The sequence below is a fragment of the Kitasatospora sp. NPDC004615 genome (assembly GCF_042873545.1).
Lineage (GTDB): Bacteria > Actinomycetota > Actinomycetes > Streptomycetales > Streptomycetaceae > Kitasatospora.
This window is the reverse complement of the sequence record NZ_JBIALQ010000008.1, coordinates 342144-358063: the sequence shown is the minus strand read 5'-3', so window position 1 is coordinate 358063 and position 15920 is coordinate 342144. Positions and strand designations below refer to the sequence as shown.

Sequence of the window (15920 nt, the reverse complement as noted above, 5' to 3'; positions counted from 1 at the left end):
CTTCTTCCTTGCGGGACAAGAAGTTACGGAGCTTGCGCGGACGGCGAATCAGTCGTGCATAGGTAGGGTGCGGGGCATGGTGCTGTACGGGCGGGGGGCGGAGCAGGCGGCGGTCGGCCGGCTGCTGGCGGAGGCGGTTGCGGGCCGGGCCGGGGTGCTGGTGCTGCGCGGGGAGCCGGGGGTGGGGAAGAGCGCGCTGCTGGGCGCGGCGGCGGAGGGCGCGGCGGGGCGGGTGCTGCGGGCGACGGGTGTGGAGTCGGAGGCCCGGCTGCCGTACGCGGCGCTGAGTCAGCTGCTGGCGCCGGTGCTGGACCGGGTGCCGGAGCTGTCGGGGCCTCAGCGGGCGGCCCTGGAGCGGGTGTTGGGGCTGTCGGACGGCCCGGCGGGGGATCGGCTGCTGGTGGGGCTGGCGGTGCTGACGCTGCTGGGCGATCTCGCCGAGCAGGGGCCGCTGCTGTGCCTGGTGGACGACGTGCAGTGGGCGGACCGGGAGTCCGTGGCGGTGCTGCAGGTCGCGGCCCGCCGGCTGGGTGCGGAGGCGGTGGCGCTGCTGCTGGCGACCCGGACGGACGGCCCGGAGCTGCCCGGGCTGCCCGAGTTGCGGGTGGAGCCGCTGAGCGACCGGGCCGCCGCCGAGCTGCTGGCCGCCGTCGCGCCCGAACTCGCCGACACCGACCAGGTGTTGAAGGCGGCGCAGGGCAACCCCCTGGCGCTGCTGGAGCTTTCGGCGGGCGAGGTCGCCGGTGTGCTGCCCCCGGCGGGGCGGCTGAGGCTGACGTACCACGGGCAGGTCAGCCGCCTGCCCGGCGGGACCCAACGGTGGCTGCTGCTGGCGGCGTTGGAGGAGTCCGGTTCGCTGGAAGTGCTGCTGCGTGCGGCGGCCGAGTGCGGGCTGACCGTGGCGGACCTCGCGCCCGCCGAGCAACAGGGGCTGGTGCGGGTCGAGTTGGGCGCCGACCGGGTGACCTTCCGGCATCCGATGCTGCGTTCGGCACTGATCGACCGGGCACCGCTGGTGGACCGGCTGGCCGCGCACACCGCCCTCGCGCAGGCGTACGGCGAGCGGGCGCCGCTGTGCCGGGCCTGGCACCTGGCCCTCGCGGCGACCGGCCGGGACGCGGCGGTGGCGGAGGAGCTGGCGTCGGCGGCGGCGGGCGCGGCGTGGCGCGGCGGCCACCTGGGTGCGTCGGCGGCGTACGAGCGGGCCGCGCGGCTGAGCCCGGACCCGTTGCGGGCGCGGGAGTTGACGGTGGAGGCGGTGGAGGCCGCGCTGGAGGCGGGCGAGGTCGCCCGGGCCGAGGCGCTGGCGTCGGCGGCGGACGGCCCCGGGCTGGACGCGAAGACCCGGGCGCACCTGCTGTTCGCCCGCGGGGTGGCGGAGTTCTGGCGGGGCGAGCACCGTTCCGCGCACCGGCGGTTGGTGGAGGCGGCGAGCCTGGTGGCGGACTTCGCGCCCGGCCCGGCGGCCCGGGTGCTGGTGCAGGCGGTGCACGCGGCCTGGTACCACGACGCGCAGGCGGTGCGCCGGACGCTGGAGGCACTCGGCGGGCTCGCTCTGCCTGCGGACGATCCGCTGGCGCCGGTGGTGCGGTACGTGACGGCGGCGCTGGAGGACGCGTCGGACGTGCCGGAACTGGCAGAGGCCGAACGGGCGGCGCGGGCCGCCGGGGCCGTGGCGCCGGTCGATCTGGCGTTGGCGTGCGGGGCGGCCCTGCTGCCCGGCCGGGACGAGGAGGTGCTGGACCTGGCGGGCCGGCTGGTCCGGGAGGCGCGGGAGGGCGGCGCGTTCGGGACGCTGCCGACGCTGCTGTTCTTCCTGGCCGAGGCCGAGCTGTTCACCGGCCGTCCGGGCACCGCCGACGAGCACGCCGCGGAGGCGCTGCGGCTGGCCGAGGACTGCGGGCAGCCGCTGTGGACCGGGCAGTTGCACGGCTTCCTGGCGTACCTGGCGGCGGCCCGCGGCGAGGACGACCGGTGCCGGGAGCACGCCGGGCTGGCGCGGGCCCGGGGCGCCTCCGGGATGCCGTGGGCGCAGTGGGCGCTCGGGGTGCTGGAGTTGGGCGCGGGCCGGGCCGAGGACGCCTTCGCGCAGCTGGCGGCGCTGGCCGGCGGCGCGCAGAACTTCCAGGTGTCGGCGGTCCGTTCGGTGCCGGACCTGGTGGAGGCGGCGGTGCGGCTGCGCCGGCCGGAGGAGGTCGCCGAGCCGCTGGCCCGGTACGAGCGGTGGGCGCGGCGCAGCGGCCTGCCGTGGGCGCGGGCGCTGGTGCACCGCTGCCACGCGCTGCTGGCCCCCGAGGAGTTGGCGGAGGAGCTGTACCTGGCGGCGCTGGCCCGGCACGCCGAGCAGCCGCGTCCGTGGGAGCAGGCCCGCACCGAGCTGCTGTACGGCGAGTGGCTGCGCCGGGCCCGGCGCAAGGCGGAGGCCCGGGTGCCACTGCGGGCGGCCGAGCAGACGCTGCGCCAACTGGGCGCGCTGCCCTGGGCGGAGCGGGCCCGGCTGGAGCTGGACGCCACCGGCGCGCCCGCCGCGCGCGGCCCGGTCAAGGTGGTGGCGGGTCTGACGCCGCAGGAGTCGCAGATCGTCCGGCTGGCCGCGCAGGGCCTGTCCAACCGGGACATCGCCGCACAGCTCTTCCTCAGCGCCCGTACTGTCGGCCACCATCTGTACAAGGCGTATCCGAAGCTCGGGGTGAGTTCCCGCACCGATCTTGCCGAGGTGCTGCCGGCACTGTCCTGAGCGGCGTTGCAGTACAACTGTGCAACGGCTTGGCCAAATGCCGGAAGCCCCTCGCGGAGTGTCGCCGGGCAGTGGCAGACTGCATCCCTACAGGGTCCAACTGTTGGTTCGGCGCGGAGGTTTGCATGACGGGCCTGCAGACGGGCAGCGGTGCGACCGCGCGTCGCATCCAGTTGGGTGCCCAGTTGCGGCGCCTGCGCGAGGCCCGGGGTGTGACCCGGGAGGACGCGGGCTACTCGATCCGCGCCTCCGAGTCGAAGATCAGCCGGATGGAGCTCGGCCGGGTCGGCTTCAAGCAGCGCGACGTGGCGGACCTGCTGACGCTGTACGGCGTCGAGGACGAGCAGTCCCGGGCGGCGTTGCTCGGCCTGGTCGGCGGGACCAACGCCCCGGCCTGGTGGCACGGTTACGGGGACGTCATCCCCGGCTGGTTCCAGACGTACCTCAACCTGGAGGACGCGGCGAACCTGGTGCGCAGCTACGAGGTGCAGTTCGTGCCCGGGCTGCTGCAGACCCCCGAGTACGTGCACGCGGTGATGCGGGCGGGCAGCCCCAGCGCGCCGGAGGAGGAGATCACCCGACGGGCGGCCGTCCGGCTGCGCCGCCAGGAGCGGTACCTCGCGGCGGACACCACCGCCCGGCTGGAGCTGATCGTCGACGAGACGGCGCTGCGGCGGCCGTGCGGCGGGCCGGAGGTGATGCGCGGTCAGCTGGCGCGGCTGGCCGAGCTGTCGCTGCGCGAGACCATCAGCCTGCGGGTGCTGCCGCTGGGCATGGGCGCGCTGGCGGCGGACAGCGGGGCGTTCACGGTGCTGTGCTTCCCGGAGCCGGACCTGGTGGACGTGGTGTACGTCGAGCAGTTCACCACCGCGCTGTACCTGGACAAGCCGAGCGAGGTCGCCGAGTACGCGGCCGCGCTGGACCGGGTGTCGGCGGCGGCGCTGTCCGAGGAGGAGACCCGGTCTCTTCTGGCGGAGATCCTCCAGGAGGGCTAGCCCGCAATTAAGATGATGATCCGTCAGTAGGTGATCGTTAACGCCGAAAGGGATCGCATGTCCTTGATCGCGGAACTCGCCCAGCAGTACATCGACGGCCAGTGGCGGCCGGGAACCGGCTCCTGGGACATCGTGGACCTCGATCCCTTCAGCGGGGAGAAGCTGGCCTCGTTCACCGTCGCCACCGCCGAGGAGATCGACCAGGCCTACCGCGCCGCCGAGCGGGCCCAGCCCGCCTGGGCCGCCACCAGCCCCTACGAGCGCCGACTGGTGTTCGAGCGGGCACTGCAGGTGGTGGAGGCCCGCGAGGCCGAGATCCTCGAGGTGATGACCGTCGAACTCGGCGGCACCCTGATGAAGTCCGCGTTCGAACTCTCGCTGGTCAAGGACATGCTGCGGGAGTCCATGACGACCGCGATGCGCGTCGAGGGCAAGATCCTGCCCTCCCCGGTGCCCGGCAAGGAGAACCGCCTCTACCGCCTACCGGTCGGCGTGGTCGGCGTGATCAGCCCGTTCAACGCCCCCGTCTTCCTGTCGCTGAAGGCCGTCGCGCCCGCGCTCGCACTCGGCAACGCGGTCGTCCTCAAGCCCCACCAGGACGCGCCGGTGGCCGGCGGCACCCTGATCGCCAAGATCTTCGAGGAGGCCGGGCTGCCCGCCGGCCTGCTCAACGTCGTCCTCACCGACATCGCCGAGATCGGCGACGTGTTCATCGAGCACCCCGTGCCCAAGGTGATCGCTTTCACCGGCTCCGACACCGTCGGCCGGCACGTCGCCACCGTCGCCGCGAGCCACCTGAAGCGGACCGTGCTCGAACTCGGCGGCAACAGCGCCCTCGTGGTGCTCGACGACGCGGACGTCGACTACGCGGTGGATGCTGCGGTGGCCAGCCGCTTCGTCCACCAGGGGCAGATCTGCATGGCCGCCAACCGGATCCTGGTGGACCGTTCGCTGTTCGCCGAGTTCAGCGAGAAGTTCACCGCGAAGGTCGCCTCCCTGCGGGCCGGCGACCCCGGCGACCCGGACACCCAGCTCGGGCCGCTCATCAACTCCGCGCAGGCCGAGTCGATCACCGCGGAGGTCTCCCAGGCGATCGCGGCCGGCGCTCGGCCGCTGCTGCACGGGGTGACCGTGGGCACGCTGGTGAAGCCGACGGTCCTGACGGACATTCCGGCGGACGCGCCGATTCTGCAACGTGAGATCTTCGGGCCCGTTGCGCTGCTGATTCCGTTCGACGGCGAGGACGAGGCCGTCCGGATCGCCAACGACACGCCCTTCGGCCTGTCCGGGGCCGTTCACACTGCGGATGTCGAGCGCGGCGTGCGGTTCGCGCAGCGCATCGACACCGGGATGATCCACGTCAACGACGGGACCATCGCGGACGAGCCGCTGGTGCCGTTCGGGGGGCAGAAGAACTCGGGGCTGGGGCGACTGAACGGTGAGACCAGCGTGGACGCGTTCACGACGGTGAAGTGGATCTCGATTCAGCACGGGCGGTCGCGCTTCCCGTTCTAGGAGTTGCTGCCCATCCGCAAGGTCGCGATCGATGGCGAGTCATTGGCCTGCGTCGCGATCTTGCGGTCGGGTCCTTCCGCTTCGCGCAGTTCCGCCCCCTCGGCTTCGCCTGGGGGTACCCCCAGCGCCCCCGGTTTCGCGCCCACCAGCTACGTGTTGTAGGGCAGCCGGACCGAGATGGCGAGGATCGCGCCGTGTGCCGGGTACGCGGTGGAGAGCTGGGCGTGGCTGTACGGCTGCCAGTCCACGAAGTGCGTGGGCGTGACCGTCGGATACTCAAGTGTTCGGTCGTGCTCGGCCGTTCCGTCGTCGATGCGCGGCAGGAGAGGGGCCTGCACCACCTCGACCGTCGCGTGCGGCCCGAGCGGGTACGCGCCGTTGTCGTGCGGGATCACGAAGACGGAGGGGATCGGCGGCGTGTATTGCATGGTGGCCTTGTCCGGTGGGCCGTCCACTGGATGCATGCGGTCGAAGTCTGCGACCAGTCCGGGTGGATCCCCCGGCCCCTGCTTGGGCTTCCAGCCTGCGGTGGCCAGCGTCGTGTCGAGCTGGGCGAGGTGCTCGCGGAAGTCGCCGTCGAAGGCCAGGTAGGCGGTGCCGGTTCTGGTGCACATCACCGGGGTCCAGGTCCGGCGGGTGAAGCCGGTGTTGGCCGGATAGGTCTCGCAGATGTCCGCCACGGTTGTCCCCAGGTGGGTCGCCCAGGGCAACGCGGTGCGCAGCTGGGCGAGTTGCTGGTCCACGTGGGCGGTGACCAAGAGGTCCGCCGCGCGGGCGGTGTGCGACCGGGCGGCCCCGAGTCGGGTGTCAGTGCTGCGCGGGCAGTGCCTGCGGGCGGCCGTCGGCGAGGCCGAGGACGGCGCGGGTGCCGAGGGGGTGGGAGAGGCGGAACTCGACCGGGGTGGCGCGGAGGGCGGCGTCGCAGACGTGGTCGGGGTCGGGGGTGACGGGGGCGGTGCGGCCGATCAGGACGACGGCCTGGTCGGTCTCGTAGACCTCGCCGGGCAGGAGGGTGGAGCAAGTGCCGTGCGGGACAGTGGCGGTGAGGACCAGGCCGTCGCTGGAGACCGAGCGCAGCCAGGTGGAGCCGGGTTCGGAGTTGGGGCCGTGCGCGGGGCCGGCCTGGGCCTGGGGGAGGACGGCGGGGTAGCGGAACGGCCGGTCGTAGCCGGTGATGGTGAACTCCCAGACGGGGATGGTCGCTTGGCCGCGGCTGGTGGCCACGGTGGTGGTACCGGGCTGGACGGCGGTGATGGTCAGCCGGCCGCCGCAGTCACCGGGGCAGACCCCGCCCTTCTCGGTCAGCGAGTCGAGGACGGCCTGTGCGGTGCGCTGCGGCAGGGTCAGCCGGGAGCCGTCCGCGAACTGCACCTCGGCGGTGCCGGAGACGGCGACCGGCAGGGTGGTCTTCAGGTCGAAGCGGCCGGAGTAGTAGGCGGCCTTGTCGTCGCCGCTGTGGAACGCGCCGTCGGCCAGCCACTCGGTGGTGTCCTCGGTGGGGAAGTAGCCGTGTTCCCACGCCTGTTGGGCGGGCGAGCCGGGCCAGGCGGCCGTCACCTCCGCCGCCCGCCGGGCCGCGTCGCCGGTGGCGGGGTGCACCTCGGGGCCGGCGGGGACCGGGCTGGGCGCGAGTGCCGCGTTGCTTCCCACCGCCGGTGTCTGCGTCGGCGAGGTGCTCGCGCACCCGCCCAGCAGTAGCGCCACTGTCACCGTTGCCACGGCGATCCGTCCACGCATGTCCATCGTCCCCTCAACGTCCGTTTCTCGATCGCGAGTTGGACGGGGCACCCGGTGATCCGGTTCCGTGGAACGCGGCGGGGACCGGCTGCGCGCAGGTGCCGGGCCCCCGGATTCGCGCCCGCCTGCGTTTCGCCTCCTACTGGCCGAGGCGGAACGCTTCCATCTCGGTTTCGTACCAGCGGTCGGTGCGGCCGAGTGGCGTCATGCCCAGGCGGTGGCAGACCGCCATCGATCGGGTGTTGTCCGGGCGGACGACGGCGTACAGCTCCGTGAGTCCGTCGGCGAAGGCGCGGTCGCGGATCGCGGCCGCGGCCTCCGTCGCGTAGCCGTGCCCCCAGCTGTCCGGGTGGAAGTGCCAGCCGATCTCGATCTCGCCGGCGCCGTCCGGTATCGGGATCAGCAGCAGCGTCCCGGCGATCACACCGGTCTCGCGGACCTCGACCGCCCAGACGCCGTACCGGCCGTCAGGCGTGCAGCGGGAGCGGAAGCGGGCGATGATCCCGTCCGCTTCGGCGGGCTCGGTGAGGGCGCGGGGTTCGCGGCCGAGCCAACGGGCCACCTCCCAGCGGGAGTACAGGTCGAAGGCGCGGTCGCGGTCGGCGGGTTCCCAGCGGCGCAGGGTGAGGCGGTCGGTGATCAGCATGCGGTCAGGCTAGTGCGCTGCCACGGTCTGCGGGAGGCCGTCGCCGAGGCCGAGGACGGGGCGGAGGCCAAGGGGGCGGGAGAGGCGGAACTCGACCGCGGTGGAGAGCAGGATGGCGGTGCACGGCCCGTCGGACTTGTCCGGGGTGGTGCGGCCGATCAGGACGACGGCCTGGTCGGTCTCGTGGACCTCGCCGGGCAGGACGGTGTCGCAACTGCCGTGCGGCACCGAGGCGGTGAGGACCAGGCCGTCGGGGGAGGCCTTGCGCAGCCAGGTGGTGGCGGGGTCGGTGTCGGATCCGGGCGCCGGACCGGCCTGGGCCTGGGGGAGGACGGCGGGGTAGCGGAAGGGGTGGTCGTAGCCGGTGATGGTGAACTCCCATACCGGGATGGTCGCTTGGCCGCGACTGGTGGCCACGGTGGTGGTGCCGGGCTGGACCGCGGTGACGGCCAGCCGGTAGCACTGGGCGGGGCAGGGGTTGCTGTGTTCGGTCAGTGAGTCGAGGACGGCCTGTGCGGTGCGCTGCGGCAGGGTCAGCCGGGAGCCGTCCGCGAACCGGACCTCGGCGGTGCCGGACACGGCCACCGGCAGCGTGGTCTTCAGGTCGAAGTGGTGGGAATAGTAGGCGGCCTTGTCGTCGTCGCTGTGGAACGCCCCCTCGGGCATCCACACGGTGGAGTCCTCGGTCGGGAAGTAGCCGTGTTCCCAGACCTGTTGGGTGGGCGAGCCGGGCCAGGCAGCGGTCAGTTCCGCCGCCCGCTCGGCCGCCTCGCCGGTGGCGGGGCGCACCTCCGGTCCGGCCGTGATCAGGCTCGGCCTGGGTGCCGCCTTCGGGCTGCTTCCCGGTGTCGGCGTCCCCGAGTTGCCCGTGCACCCGCCGAGCAGCAGCGCCACTGCCACTGTCGTCATTGCGATCCGTCCGCGCATGTCCATTGCCCCCTCAATGTCCGTGCCTCGATTGTGAGTTGGACGGACCAAGGGGCACAACGGTTCCGGAGACCGCGACCGGGGCCGTCCGGACGATTGTCCGAACGGCCCCTGGGCGAGCGGGACTTAGAAGACCGGCACGCCGGCGCGGACCAGGCGCCAGCCGGACTGGCCGTAGAAGTCGGCCGGGTCGATGACGCCCTTGGCCTTCACCCAGGCGATCATGGTGTTGCGGATCTCCTCGGAGTTCGCCCACACCTGCTGCGCCTTGGCGACGTGCGGGAAGTTGCCGCCGCCGTTGGCCCGGTAGTTGTTGACGGCGAGGACGAACTGCGCGGTCGGGTCGACCGGCTTGCCCTGGTACGACAGGTTGACGATGCGGCTGCCGACGGGCTGCGCGATGTCGATGTCGTAGCTGACGCCGTAGAGCGAGTCGTAGTTGTAGTCGGGCGTGTTGTTGGCCTGGTTGGTCAGGGTGTCCAGGTTGATCGGCGCGCCCGGGGCGACCTGGGCGAAGTACTTGGCGGAGTACTCCAGGTAGTCCTTGATCTGGGCGCCCGTCAGGATCCGGGCCTCCAGGGTGTTCTCGTAGATGTACAGGCCGGCCGCGTCGCGCAGCTTGACCTCCCCGGCCGGGATGACCGCGGTGCGGTTGAACGGCGCGGTCTGGGCGATCACCGGCAGGCTCGCGTACTGGCCGCCGGCCAGCGCGGTGCGCACGGCGTCGGCCTGGACGCGGCCGATCAGGTCGATGATCGGGGTGTCCTTGAACCGGGACTCAGCGATGGAGAGGCTCTCCTTGCAGGTGCCGATGACCTGGTTGACGTACGCGACGACCTTCTTGTGCTGGGCGTCGACCAGCTTGACGATCTTCTGGTCCTCGGCGACGGTGTTGGAGTTCAGCAGTCGCGAGGTGACGCCGGTGACGGTCCAGTGGCCGCGGGCGAACTCGACCTCGAAGTCGAAGCAGGTCAGGCGCTCGCCCCAGCACAGCGGCTCGGACAGCACGACGTTCTTGCCGGTCTGGGTGTTGACCACGATCCGCTGCGCGATCTCCTTGTGGGCGTGGCCCACCAGCACCGCGTCGATGCCCGGGACGGTGGCGGCCATCGCGGCGCCCGCGTTCTCCGCGTAGGGCAGCTGGTCGCCCCAGGAGGACGGGTCGTCGACGCCGGTGTGCGCGGAGACCACGACCACGTCGGCGCCGGCGGCGCGCAGCTTCGGCACCCACTTGGCGGCGACCTCGGGGATGCCCGGGAAGGTCAGCTTGCCCTGGACGTTGGCCTTGTCCCAGATCGCGATGCCCGGGTTGGTGAGGCCGAGGATGCCGACCCGGATCGGGCGGCCGTGGCCGAGGTGCAGCTCGCGGATCACGTAGGGCGGGAAGGCCGGCTTGTCGTCCTTGGCGTTCAGCGCGTTGGCGCCGAGCAGCGGGAAGTCCAGCTGGTCCTGGTAGGCGCGCAGCAGCGGGATGCCGTAGTTGAACTCGTGGTTGCCGAGCGCGGCGGCGTCGTATCCCATGGCGTTCATCGCGGCGGCCATCGGGTGGACCGGGGCGCGCTTGCCGGTGATCGGCTCGACCCGGGCGTAGTAGTAGGACAGCTGGGTGCCCTGGATGGTGTCGCCGGCGTCGATCAGCAGGGTGTGGCCGCGGCCCTTCTCGGCGCGGACCTGCTCGACCAGGGTGGAGACCTTGGCCAGGCCGACGTCGTTGTGGGCCTTGTCGTCGAACTCGGAGTCGGTGAAGTACTCCCAGTTGAAGACGTGGCCGTGCAGGTCGGTGGTGCCCATCACGGTGAAGCTCGCCTTGAACGGGACGGGGCCCCGGCCGCGGAACTCGTCCTGGTTCTGGTCCGCCGCGGCGGCGGGGGTGGCCACGGCGGCGGTCAGGCCGCCGGCCAGGGCGGCACCGGCCGCGGTGGCGGCGGAGCGGGTGACGAAGTCACGGCGGTTCAGGGACATCAAGACTCCAAGTCGGGCGTACGGGCCGTCAGGCGGGCATGGCGGCGGGACGGCTGACCCCCCGCCACCTGCCGCGACGCGCGTAGAAAACGCGTGTGGCAGTCTGCCCTCTTCTCGCCTCCGGTACCAGCCCCGCGAGCTTTCCAACAGGTGAGATCTGGGCAACTCACCCGTGACACCGCCCCATCCGCCCGCACGACTGTGCGTCAATCGAAGGCGTGGGAATTCACCCGGTTCTGGCCGCCGGTCGTGCAGGCCGGAGGGGTACGCGCGACGGTGCGCCCGGTCGGCGAAAACCGAGCCGACCGGCGCCTGCCGCCGGGCCGGCGGGAAGTCAGGTCTGTGGAGGATGTGAGACCGATGGGCGGCGCTCCGTCCCGCAGCCGGTGACCCCGGGTCGGCAGTCGGCTGCGAAGCAGAAAGCCCGGCTCGCGAGGGCCGGCGGCCACCGGTTCCGGCCGGTGGAAGATGTCAACAGATCTTTCGCCAACTGTCATGGGAGGATTGGCCGGAAGCGCGTTGTTACGGCTCGGTAATGCCATAGTTTCGGAGCCATGCGCCGAGCAAAAATCGTCTGTACTCTCGGGCCTGCCGCAGACTCGTACGACCAGATCAAGGCCCTGGTCGACGCCGGCATGGACATCGCCCGACTGAATCTCAGCCACGGCTCCCACGCGGAGCACGAGGAGCGTTACCACCGGGTCCGCAAGGCCTCGGACGAGACAGGCCGCAGCGTCGGGGTGCTCGCCGACCTGCAGGGCCCGAAGATCCGGCTGAGCACCTTCGCCGACGGCCCCGTGCTGCTGGAACGCGGCGACGAGTTCACCATCACCACCGACGACGTCCCCGGCGACCGGGACATCTGCGGCACCACGTACAAGGGCCTGGCCGCCGACGTGTCGCGCGGCGAGCGGATCCTGGTCGACGACGGCCGGGTCTGCCTGGAGGTCACCCACGTCGAGGGCCCCCGGGTGCACTGCATCGTCATCGAAGGAGGCCTGGTCTCCGACCACAAGGGCCTCAACCTGCCCGGAGTCGCCGTCTCCGTGCCCGCGCTCTCCGACAAGGACGTCGAAGACCTGCGCTGGGCACTGCGGATCGGCGCCGACATCATCGCGCTGTCGTTCGTGCGCAGCGGGAAGGACGTCGAGGAGGTGCACCGGGTGATGGCCGAGGAGGGCCGCCGGATCCCGGTCATCGCCAAGATCGAGAAGCCACAGGCGGTGGACAACCTGGACTCCATCGTGGACGCCTTCGACGGTCTGATGGTCGCCCGCGGCGACCTCGGCGTCGAACTCCCGATGGAGCAGGTGCCGATCGTCCAGAAGCGGGCGATCAAGCTGGCCAAGCGCAACGCCAAGCCGGTGATCGTCGCCACCCAGATGCTGGACTCGATGATCAACGCCTCCCGGCCGACCCGTGCCGAGGCGTCCGACGTCGCCAACGCGGTGCTCGACGGCACCGACGCGCTGATGCTGTCCGGCGAGACCTCGGTCGGCAAGTACCCGGTGGAGACGGTCAGGACCATGGCCCGGATCGTTGAGGCCGTCGAGTCCGACGTGCTGGCCGCCGGGCTGCCGCCGCTCACCGGGAAGGGCAAGCCGCGCACCCAGGGCGGCGCGGTCGCCCGGGCCGCCGCCGAGATCGGCGACTTCCTGGACGCCAAGTACCTGATCGCGTTCACCCAGAGCGGCGACACCGCCCGCCGGCTGACCCGCTACCGCTCGCCGATCCCGGTCCTGGCGTTCACCTACGAGCCCGCCGTGCGCAGCCAGTTGGCGCTCACCTGGGGCGTGGAGACCTTCCTCGGCCCGTACGTCACCACCACCGACGAGATGGTCGCCCAGGTCGACGCCCAGCTGATCGGCCTGGGCCGCTGCGAGCGCGGCGACATCGTGGTGATCACCGCCGGCTCCCCGCCCGGCCTGGCCGGCTCCACCAACCTGGTGCGGGTGCACCACGTGGGCGAGCTGGACAACTGACGGCGCAAGGGCCGCCCCCCGGAGGGCGGCCCTTCGTGTCAGACCGTCAGGACGATCTTGCCGCGCAGGTGGCCGTGCTCGCTGATCCGGTGCGCCTCGGCCGCGTCCGCGAGCGGCAGCACCCGGTGGATCGGCAGCACCAGGGTGCCCGCCCCGTGCAGCGCCAGCGCGGCCGCGAACGCCCGCGGGTGGTACTGCTCGACCTCGTCGCCGCCGGTGAAACGGACGCCGTGCTGCTGCCCGGCCATCGGCGAGGTGATGGTCAGCACCCGGTCCGCGCTGCCGGTCAGTTCGATCGACACCGGCACCTCGTCGGCCTTCCCGGACGCGTCCAGCGCCCGGTCCACCCCGCCCGGGGCCGCCGCCCGCACCCGCTCGGCCAGACCCTCGCCGTACGCCACCGGGATCGCGCCCAGCGACCGCAGGTACTCGTGGTTGGCCTCGCTCGCGGTGCCCACCACGGTGATGCCGCGGGCCCGGGCGAACTGCAGCAGCAGCGTGCCGACACCGCCGGCCGCGCCGTGCACCAGCAGCGTCTCGCCCGGCCGCACACCCAGCACGCCGAGGATCCGCTCGGAGGTCTCCGCCGCCACCGGCAGCGCCGCCGCCTCCGCCCAGCTCAGCGAGGCCGGCTTGCGGGCCAGCAACTCGGCGTCCACCAGGGCGTGTTCGGCGTAACCGCCACCGTGCACCGAACCGAACACCTCGTCCCCGACGGCGAACTCGGTCACCTCCGCGCCGACGGCCTCCACCACGCCCGCCACCTCGTGGCCCGGCACCCACGGGAAGGAGATCGGGAAGAAACCGTCCAGCATGCCGCTGCGCAGCTTGTGGTCCAGCGGGTTGACGCCCACCGCACGGATCGCGACCCGCACCTGGCGCGGACCCGGCACGGGCAGGTCGAGGTCGATCGGGCGCAGCACGTCCGGGTCGCCGTACTGTGCGAAAGCAATGGCCTTGGTCATGGCAATGTCCTTGGAATCGAGGGGAGTTGGTTGCTCCGACGAGTTCCATCCTGGTCCCGCGGCAAGCACTGCCCGGCCAGCCTTTCGGCCAGTTCGACCTGGCCGAAAAGCCAGGGCCGTCACGCGGCGCCCGAACTAGGCTGACGGGTATGGACGAGACCGCCCCCTGGGCCCGCCCGCAGGACGCGCTGGCCCGCGTCGTCGAGGTGCTGCGCGAACCCCGCCCCGGCCTGCTGGCGCGGCTGTCCGAGGTGCTCGAACCGCTGGTCCCGCACGTCGCGGCCGCCCAGCTCAGCGGCGTCTGCGCGTACTCGCCGGCGAACACCGTCGGGCCGCCGGAGTTCGCCGACGCCTTCGGCAGCCTGGTGATCTCCCGGCTCGGCGAGCGCGCCCTGACCGAGGCCGGGCCCGGCCGCCCCTGGCAGGGGAAGGCCCAACTCGCCGGGGCCGAGCGGCCGTTGGTGGTGGTCACCACCACGCCGGGCGCCGGCAAGGGCGCCGTCCTGGTGCTGGTCCGGCCGAACGACCGGCCGCTCGCGACGGACGCGCTGGAGATCCTGCAACCACTGTGGGACCTGCTCGTCGCCCACTCCGAACACCGCGCCACCGACGCCGCCCCCGCCCAGGCCGCCGTCTCCCGGGTCTCCGCCAACGCCCGCGCCTGGGCCATCGCCAAATCCACCGGCGCCCACAGCGCCGCGCTCACCGCCATCCTCGCCCCGCTGCGCTCCGCCGACCTGGACGACGCCGCCGCCCGCCGCGCCGCCACCGAACTCGCCGTCACCGCCCTGCTCGACGTGCGCCGCTCCGCCGACCTGGACCGCACCCTCAGCGAGGAACCCGCGGACGCCGCGTTCGCCCGGCTGGCCCGCGAACTGCGCCCGCTGCTGCGTCACACCCGGATCCGCCTCGACGTCGCACCTCCGGCCGACGCCGCCCGCTCCGTCCCCGCCGACCTGGCGCACACCGCGCGGGACGCCGTCCGGGCCGCCGTGCTGGTGATGCTCGACCAGGAGAAGCCCGCGCGGCTGCACGTCAGTTGGCAGTTCACTGACGCCCTCGCAGGGCACGGCACAGCCCTGCGCGCGGTGGTGCGCGGCGACGGCCTCGGCGTGCTGGCGGCCGACGCGCTGGGCGTGCACCGCACCGCGGAGCGGATCGCCGCGCTGGGCGGCCGCAGCACCGTCGAGGCCGTCCCCGGCTGGGGCGCCACCGTCACCGTGGACCTGCCGCTCGCGCTGCCCGAACCCGCCGCGGCCGGCGGCCCGCTGGACGGCCTTCAGGCCCGCGAGTTGGAAGTCCTCGACCAGCTCGCCCGGGGCCGTCGCAACCGGGACATCGCCGCCGCGCTGCACATCAGCGAGTCCACGGTGAAGTTCCACGTCGCCAACATCCTGGCCAAACTCGCGGTCACCTCCCGCGGCGAGGCCGCCGCCCTCGCCCACCGGGCCGGCCTGCCCGGCGGACTGCACCTGGCGTCCTAGGGGCTATCTCGCTGGGTGAGACGGTCGGTCCGCAAAAACAGCGACGCCGCCGTGGTGATGATCACCGCGGCGGCGCACACTCCAAGGCCGGTGACCTTGGAATCGAAGAGAAAGTGCCCCGAGTGGGATTCGAACCCACACCGGACGGTGTTTGAGACCGTTGCCTCTGCCGATTGGGCTATCGGGGCCCAACGGTTAGAAGGTCAAACCCCCCACCGTGGTGAACCAAACATACCGTGTCTGGGTAGGCTCGTGCATGCAGCACCCCGCCGGACCGAGGAGCCCCGTGAGCACCGCCGACGAGCAGGCCCAGCCGCTTGACACCGACTTGCCCCAGATCACCCGAATCGTCATCGCCGAGGACGAGGCGCTGATCCGCCTCGACCTCAAGGAGATGCTGGAGGAGGAGGGCTACACCGTCGTCGGTGAGGCTGGTGACGGTGCGACGGCGCTCCGGCTGGTCGAGGAGCTCAGGCCCGACCTGGCCATCCTGGACGTCAAGATGCCGGTGCTGGACGGTCTGTCCGCCGCCGAGCGGATCCACGAGCAGCACCTGGCCCCGGTGCTGATGCTCACCGCCTTCTCGCAGCGCGAACTGGTCGACCGGGCGCGCGACGCCGGCGCGATGGCGTACATCGTGAAGCCGTTCAGCAAGAGCGACCTGGTGCCGGCGATCGAGATGGCGGTCTCGCGCTACACCGAGATGCGCACCCTGGAGCAGGAGATCGCGGACCTCTCGCAGCGCCTGGAGACCCGCAAGCTGGTCGACCGGGCGAAGAGCGTGCTGCAGACCAAGTTCGGACTGAACGAGCCCGCCGCGTTCCGCTGGATCCAGAAGACCTCGATGGACCGCCGGATGACCATGGCCGCCGTCGCCGAGGCCGTGATCGAGGAGGGCGCCGCCCAGGACCGCAAGCAGGCCGAGGCCACCGAGGGCTGAGCCCACCCGAACGCCGAGGTGCCCGCCGTC

At 72.5% G+C, this 15920-nt stretch carries 12 protein-coding genes and 1 tRNA gene; 6 read left to right on the top strand and 7 right to left on the bottom strand.

Annotated features, from left to right (window positions below):
• Window positions 1-76: 76 nt before the first annotated feature.
• From ACFYS8_RS27805 to ACFYS8_RS27795, 3 genes are all read left to right on the top strand, one after another.
• A complete protein-coding gene (locus ACFYS8_RS27805) occupies window positions 77-2737 on the top strand; it encodes an AAA family ATPase (RefSeq protein WP_387645801.1) in 2661 nt (886 codons plus the stop codon).
• Window positions 2738-2862: 125 nt separating this feature from the next.
• Window positions 2863-3732, top strand: a complete 870-nt coding sequence (locus ACFYS8_RS27800; protein ID WP_387645798.1) for a helix-turn-helix domain-containing protein — start codon at window positions 2863-2865, stop codon at window positions 3730-3732.
• A gap of 57 nt (window positions 3733-3789) precedes the next feature.
• Complete coding sequence (locus tag ACFYS8_RS27795; RefSeq protein ID WP_387645795.1) at window positions 3790-5247, top strand: aldehyde dehydrogenase family protein; 1458 nt, start codon at window positions 3790-3792, stop codon at window positions 5245-5247.
• Window positions 5248-5396: 149 nt separating this feature from the next.
• Here the strand turns inward: ACFYS8_RS27795 and ACFYS8_RS27790 are convergent, their stop codons facing one another.
• The 5 genes from ACFYS8_RS27790 to ACFYS8_RS27770 form a co-directional block, all read right to left on the bottom strand.
• Window positions 5397-6005: a hypothetical protein gene (locus ACFYS8_RS27790; protein WP_387645792.1), complete on the bottom strand. Its 609-nt coding sequence runs from the start codon at window positions 6003-6005 to the stop codon at window positions 5397-5399.
• Between the two features lie 49 nt (window positions 6006-6054).
• Window positions 6055-6990, bottom strand: coding sequence for a hypothetical protein (locus ACFYS8_RS27785; RefSeq protein WP_387645789.1), 936 nt, complete (start codon window positions 6988-6990; stop codon window positions 6055-6057).
• Between the two features lie 133 nt (window positions 6991-7123).
• Window positions 7124-7630, bottom strand: a complete 507-nt coding sequence (locus tag ACFYS8_RS27780; RefSeq protein ID WP_387645786.1) for a GNAT family N-acetyltransferase — start codon at window positions 7628-7630, stop codon at window positions 7124-7126.
• Between the two features lie 9 nt (window positions 7631-7639).
• On the bottom strand, window positions 7640-8539 hold the full coding sequence (locus tag ACFYS8_RS27775) for a hypothetical protein (RefSeq protein WP_387645784.1): 900 nt from the start codon (window positions 8537-8539) through the stop codon (window positions 7640-7642).
• A gap of 144 nt (window positions 8540-8683) precedes the next feature.
• On the bottom strand, window positions 8684-10519 hold the full coding sequence (locus ACFYS8_RS27770; RefSeq protein WP_387645781.1) for a bifunctional metallophosphatase/5'-nucleotidase: 1836 nt from the start codon (window positions 10517-10519) through the stop codon (window positions 8684-8686).
• 554 nt (window positions 10520-11073) lie between these two features.
• Between ACFYS8_RS27770 and pyk the strand changes: the two genes are divergently transcribed.
• Window positions 11074-12501, top strand: coding sequence for a pyruvate kinase (gene pyk, locus ACFYS8_RS27765; RefSeq protein ID WP_387645779.1), 1428 nt, complete (start codon window positions 11074-11076; stop codon window positions 12499-12501).
• 38 nt (window positions 12502-12539) lie between these two features.
• Here pyk and ACFYS8_RS27760 read toward each other — a convergent pair whose 3' ends face one another.
• Window positions 12540-13466, bottom strand: coding sequence for an NADP-dependent oxidoreductase (locus tag ACFYS8_RS27760; RefSeq protein WP_387645777.1), 927 nt, complete (start codon window positions 13464-13466; stop codon window positions 12540-12542).
• Window positions 13467-13615: 149 nt separating this feature from the next.
• Between ACFYS8_RS27760 and ACFYS8_RS27755 the strand changes: the two genes are divergently transcribed.
• Complete coding sequence (locus ACFYS8_RS27755; protein ID WP_387645774.1) at window positions 13616-14950, top strand: LuxR C-terminal-related transcriptional regulator; 1335 nt, start codon at window positions 13616-13618, stop codon at window positions 14948-14950.
• 114 nt (window positions 14951-15064) lie between these two features.
• On the opposite strand, the gene ACFYS8_RS27750 is transcribed toward ACFYS8_RS27755, so the two are convergent.
• Window positions 15065-15138: transfer RNA gene (locus ACFYS8_RS27750), tRNA-Leu, on the bottom strand.
• 98 nt (window positions 15139-15236) lie between these two features.
• On the opposite strand from ACFYS8_RS27750, the gene ACFYS8_RS27745 reads away from it, so the two are divergent.
• Complete coding sequence (locus ACFYS8_RS27745; RefSeq protein WP_387645771.1) at window positions 15237-15890, top strand: ANTAR domain-containing response regulator; 654 nt, start codon at window positions 15237-15239, stop codon at window positions 15888-15890.
• The last annotated feature ends 30 nt before the right edge of the window (window positions 15891-15920 follow it).

Bases quoted from the DNA above. Each gene is read 5' to 3' on its own strand.
- ACFYS8_RS27805 (WP_387645801.1), top strand. From the start codon at position 77: ATGGTGCTGTACGGGCGGGGGGCGGAGCAGGCGGCGGTCGGCCGGCTG.
- ACFYS8_RS27800 (WP_387645798.1), top strand. From the start codon at position 2,863: ATGACGGGCCTGCAGACGGGCAGCGGTGCGACCGCGCGTCGCATCCAG.
- ACFYS8_RS27795 (WP_387645795.1), top strand. From the start codon at position 3,790: ATGTCCTTGATCGCGGAACTCGCCCAGCAGTACATCGACGGCCAGTGG.
- ACFYS8_RS27785 (WP_387645789.1), bottom strand. From the start codon at position 6,990: ATGGACATGCGTGGACGGATCGCCGTGGCAACGGTGACAGTGGCGCTA.
- ACFYS8_RS27780 (WP_387645786.1), bottom strand. From the start codon at position 7,630: ATGCTGATCACCGACCGCCTCACCCTGCGCCGCTGGGAACCCGCCGAC.
- ACFYS8_RS27775 (WP_387645784.1), bottom strand. From the start codon at position 8,539: ATGACGACAGTGGCAGTGGCGCTGCTGCTCGGCGGGTGCACGGGCAAC.
- ACFYS8_RS27770 (WP_387645781.1), bottom strand. From the start codon at position 10,519: ATGTCCCTGAACCGCCGTGACTTCGTCACCCGCTCCGCCGCCACCGCG.
- pyk (WP_387645779.1), top strand. From the start codon at position 11,074: ATGCGCCGAGCAAAAATCGTCTGTACTCTCGGGCCTGCCGCAGACTCG.
- ACFYS8_RS27760 (WP_387645777.1), bottom strand. From the start codon at position 13,466: ATGACCAAGGCCATTGCTTTCGCACAGTACGGCGACCCGGACGTGCTG.
- ACFYS8_RS27755 (WP_387645774.1), top strand. From the start codon at position 13,616: ATGGACGAGACCGCCCCCTGGGCCCGCCCGCAGGACGCGCTGGCCCGC.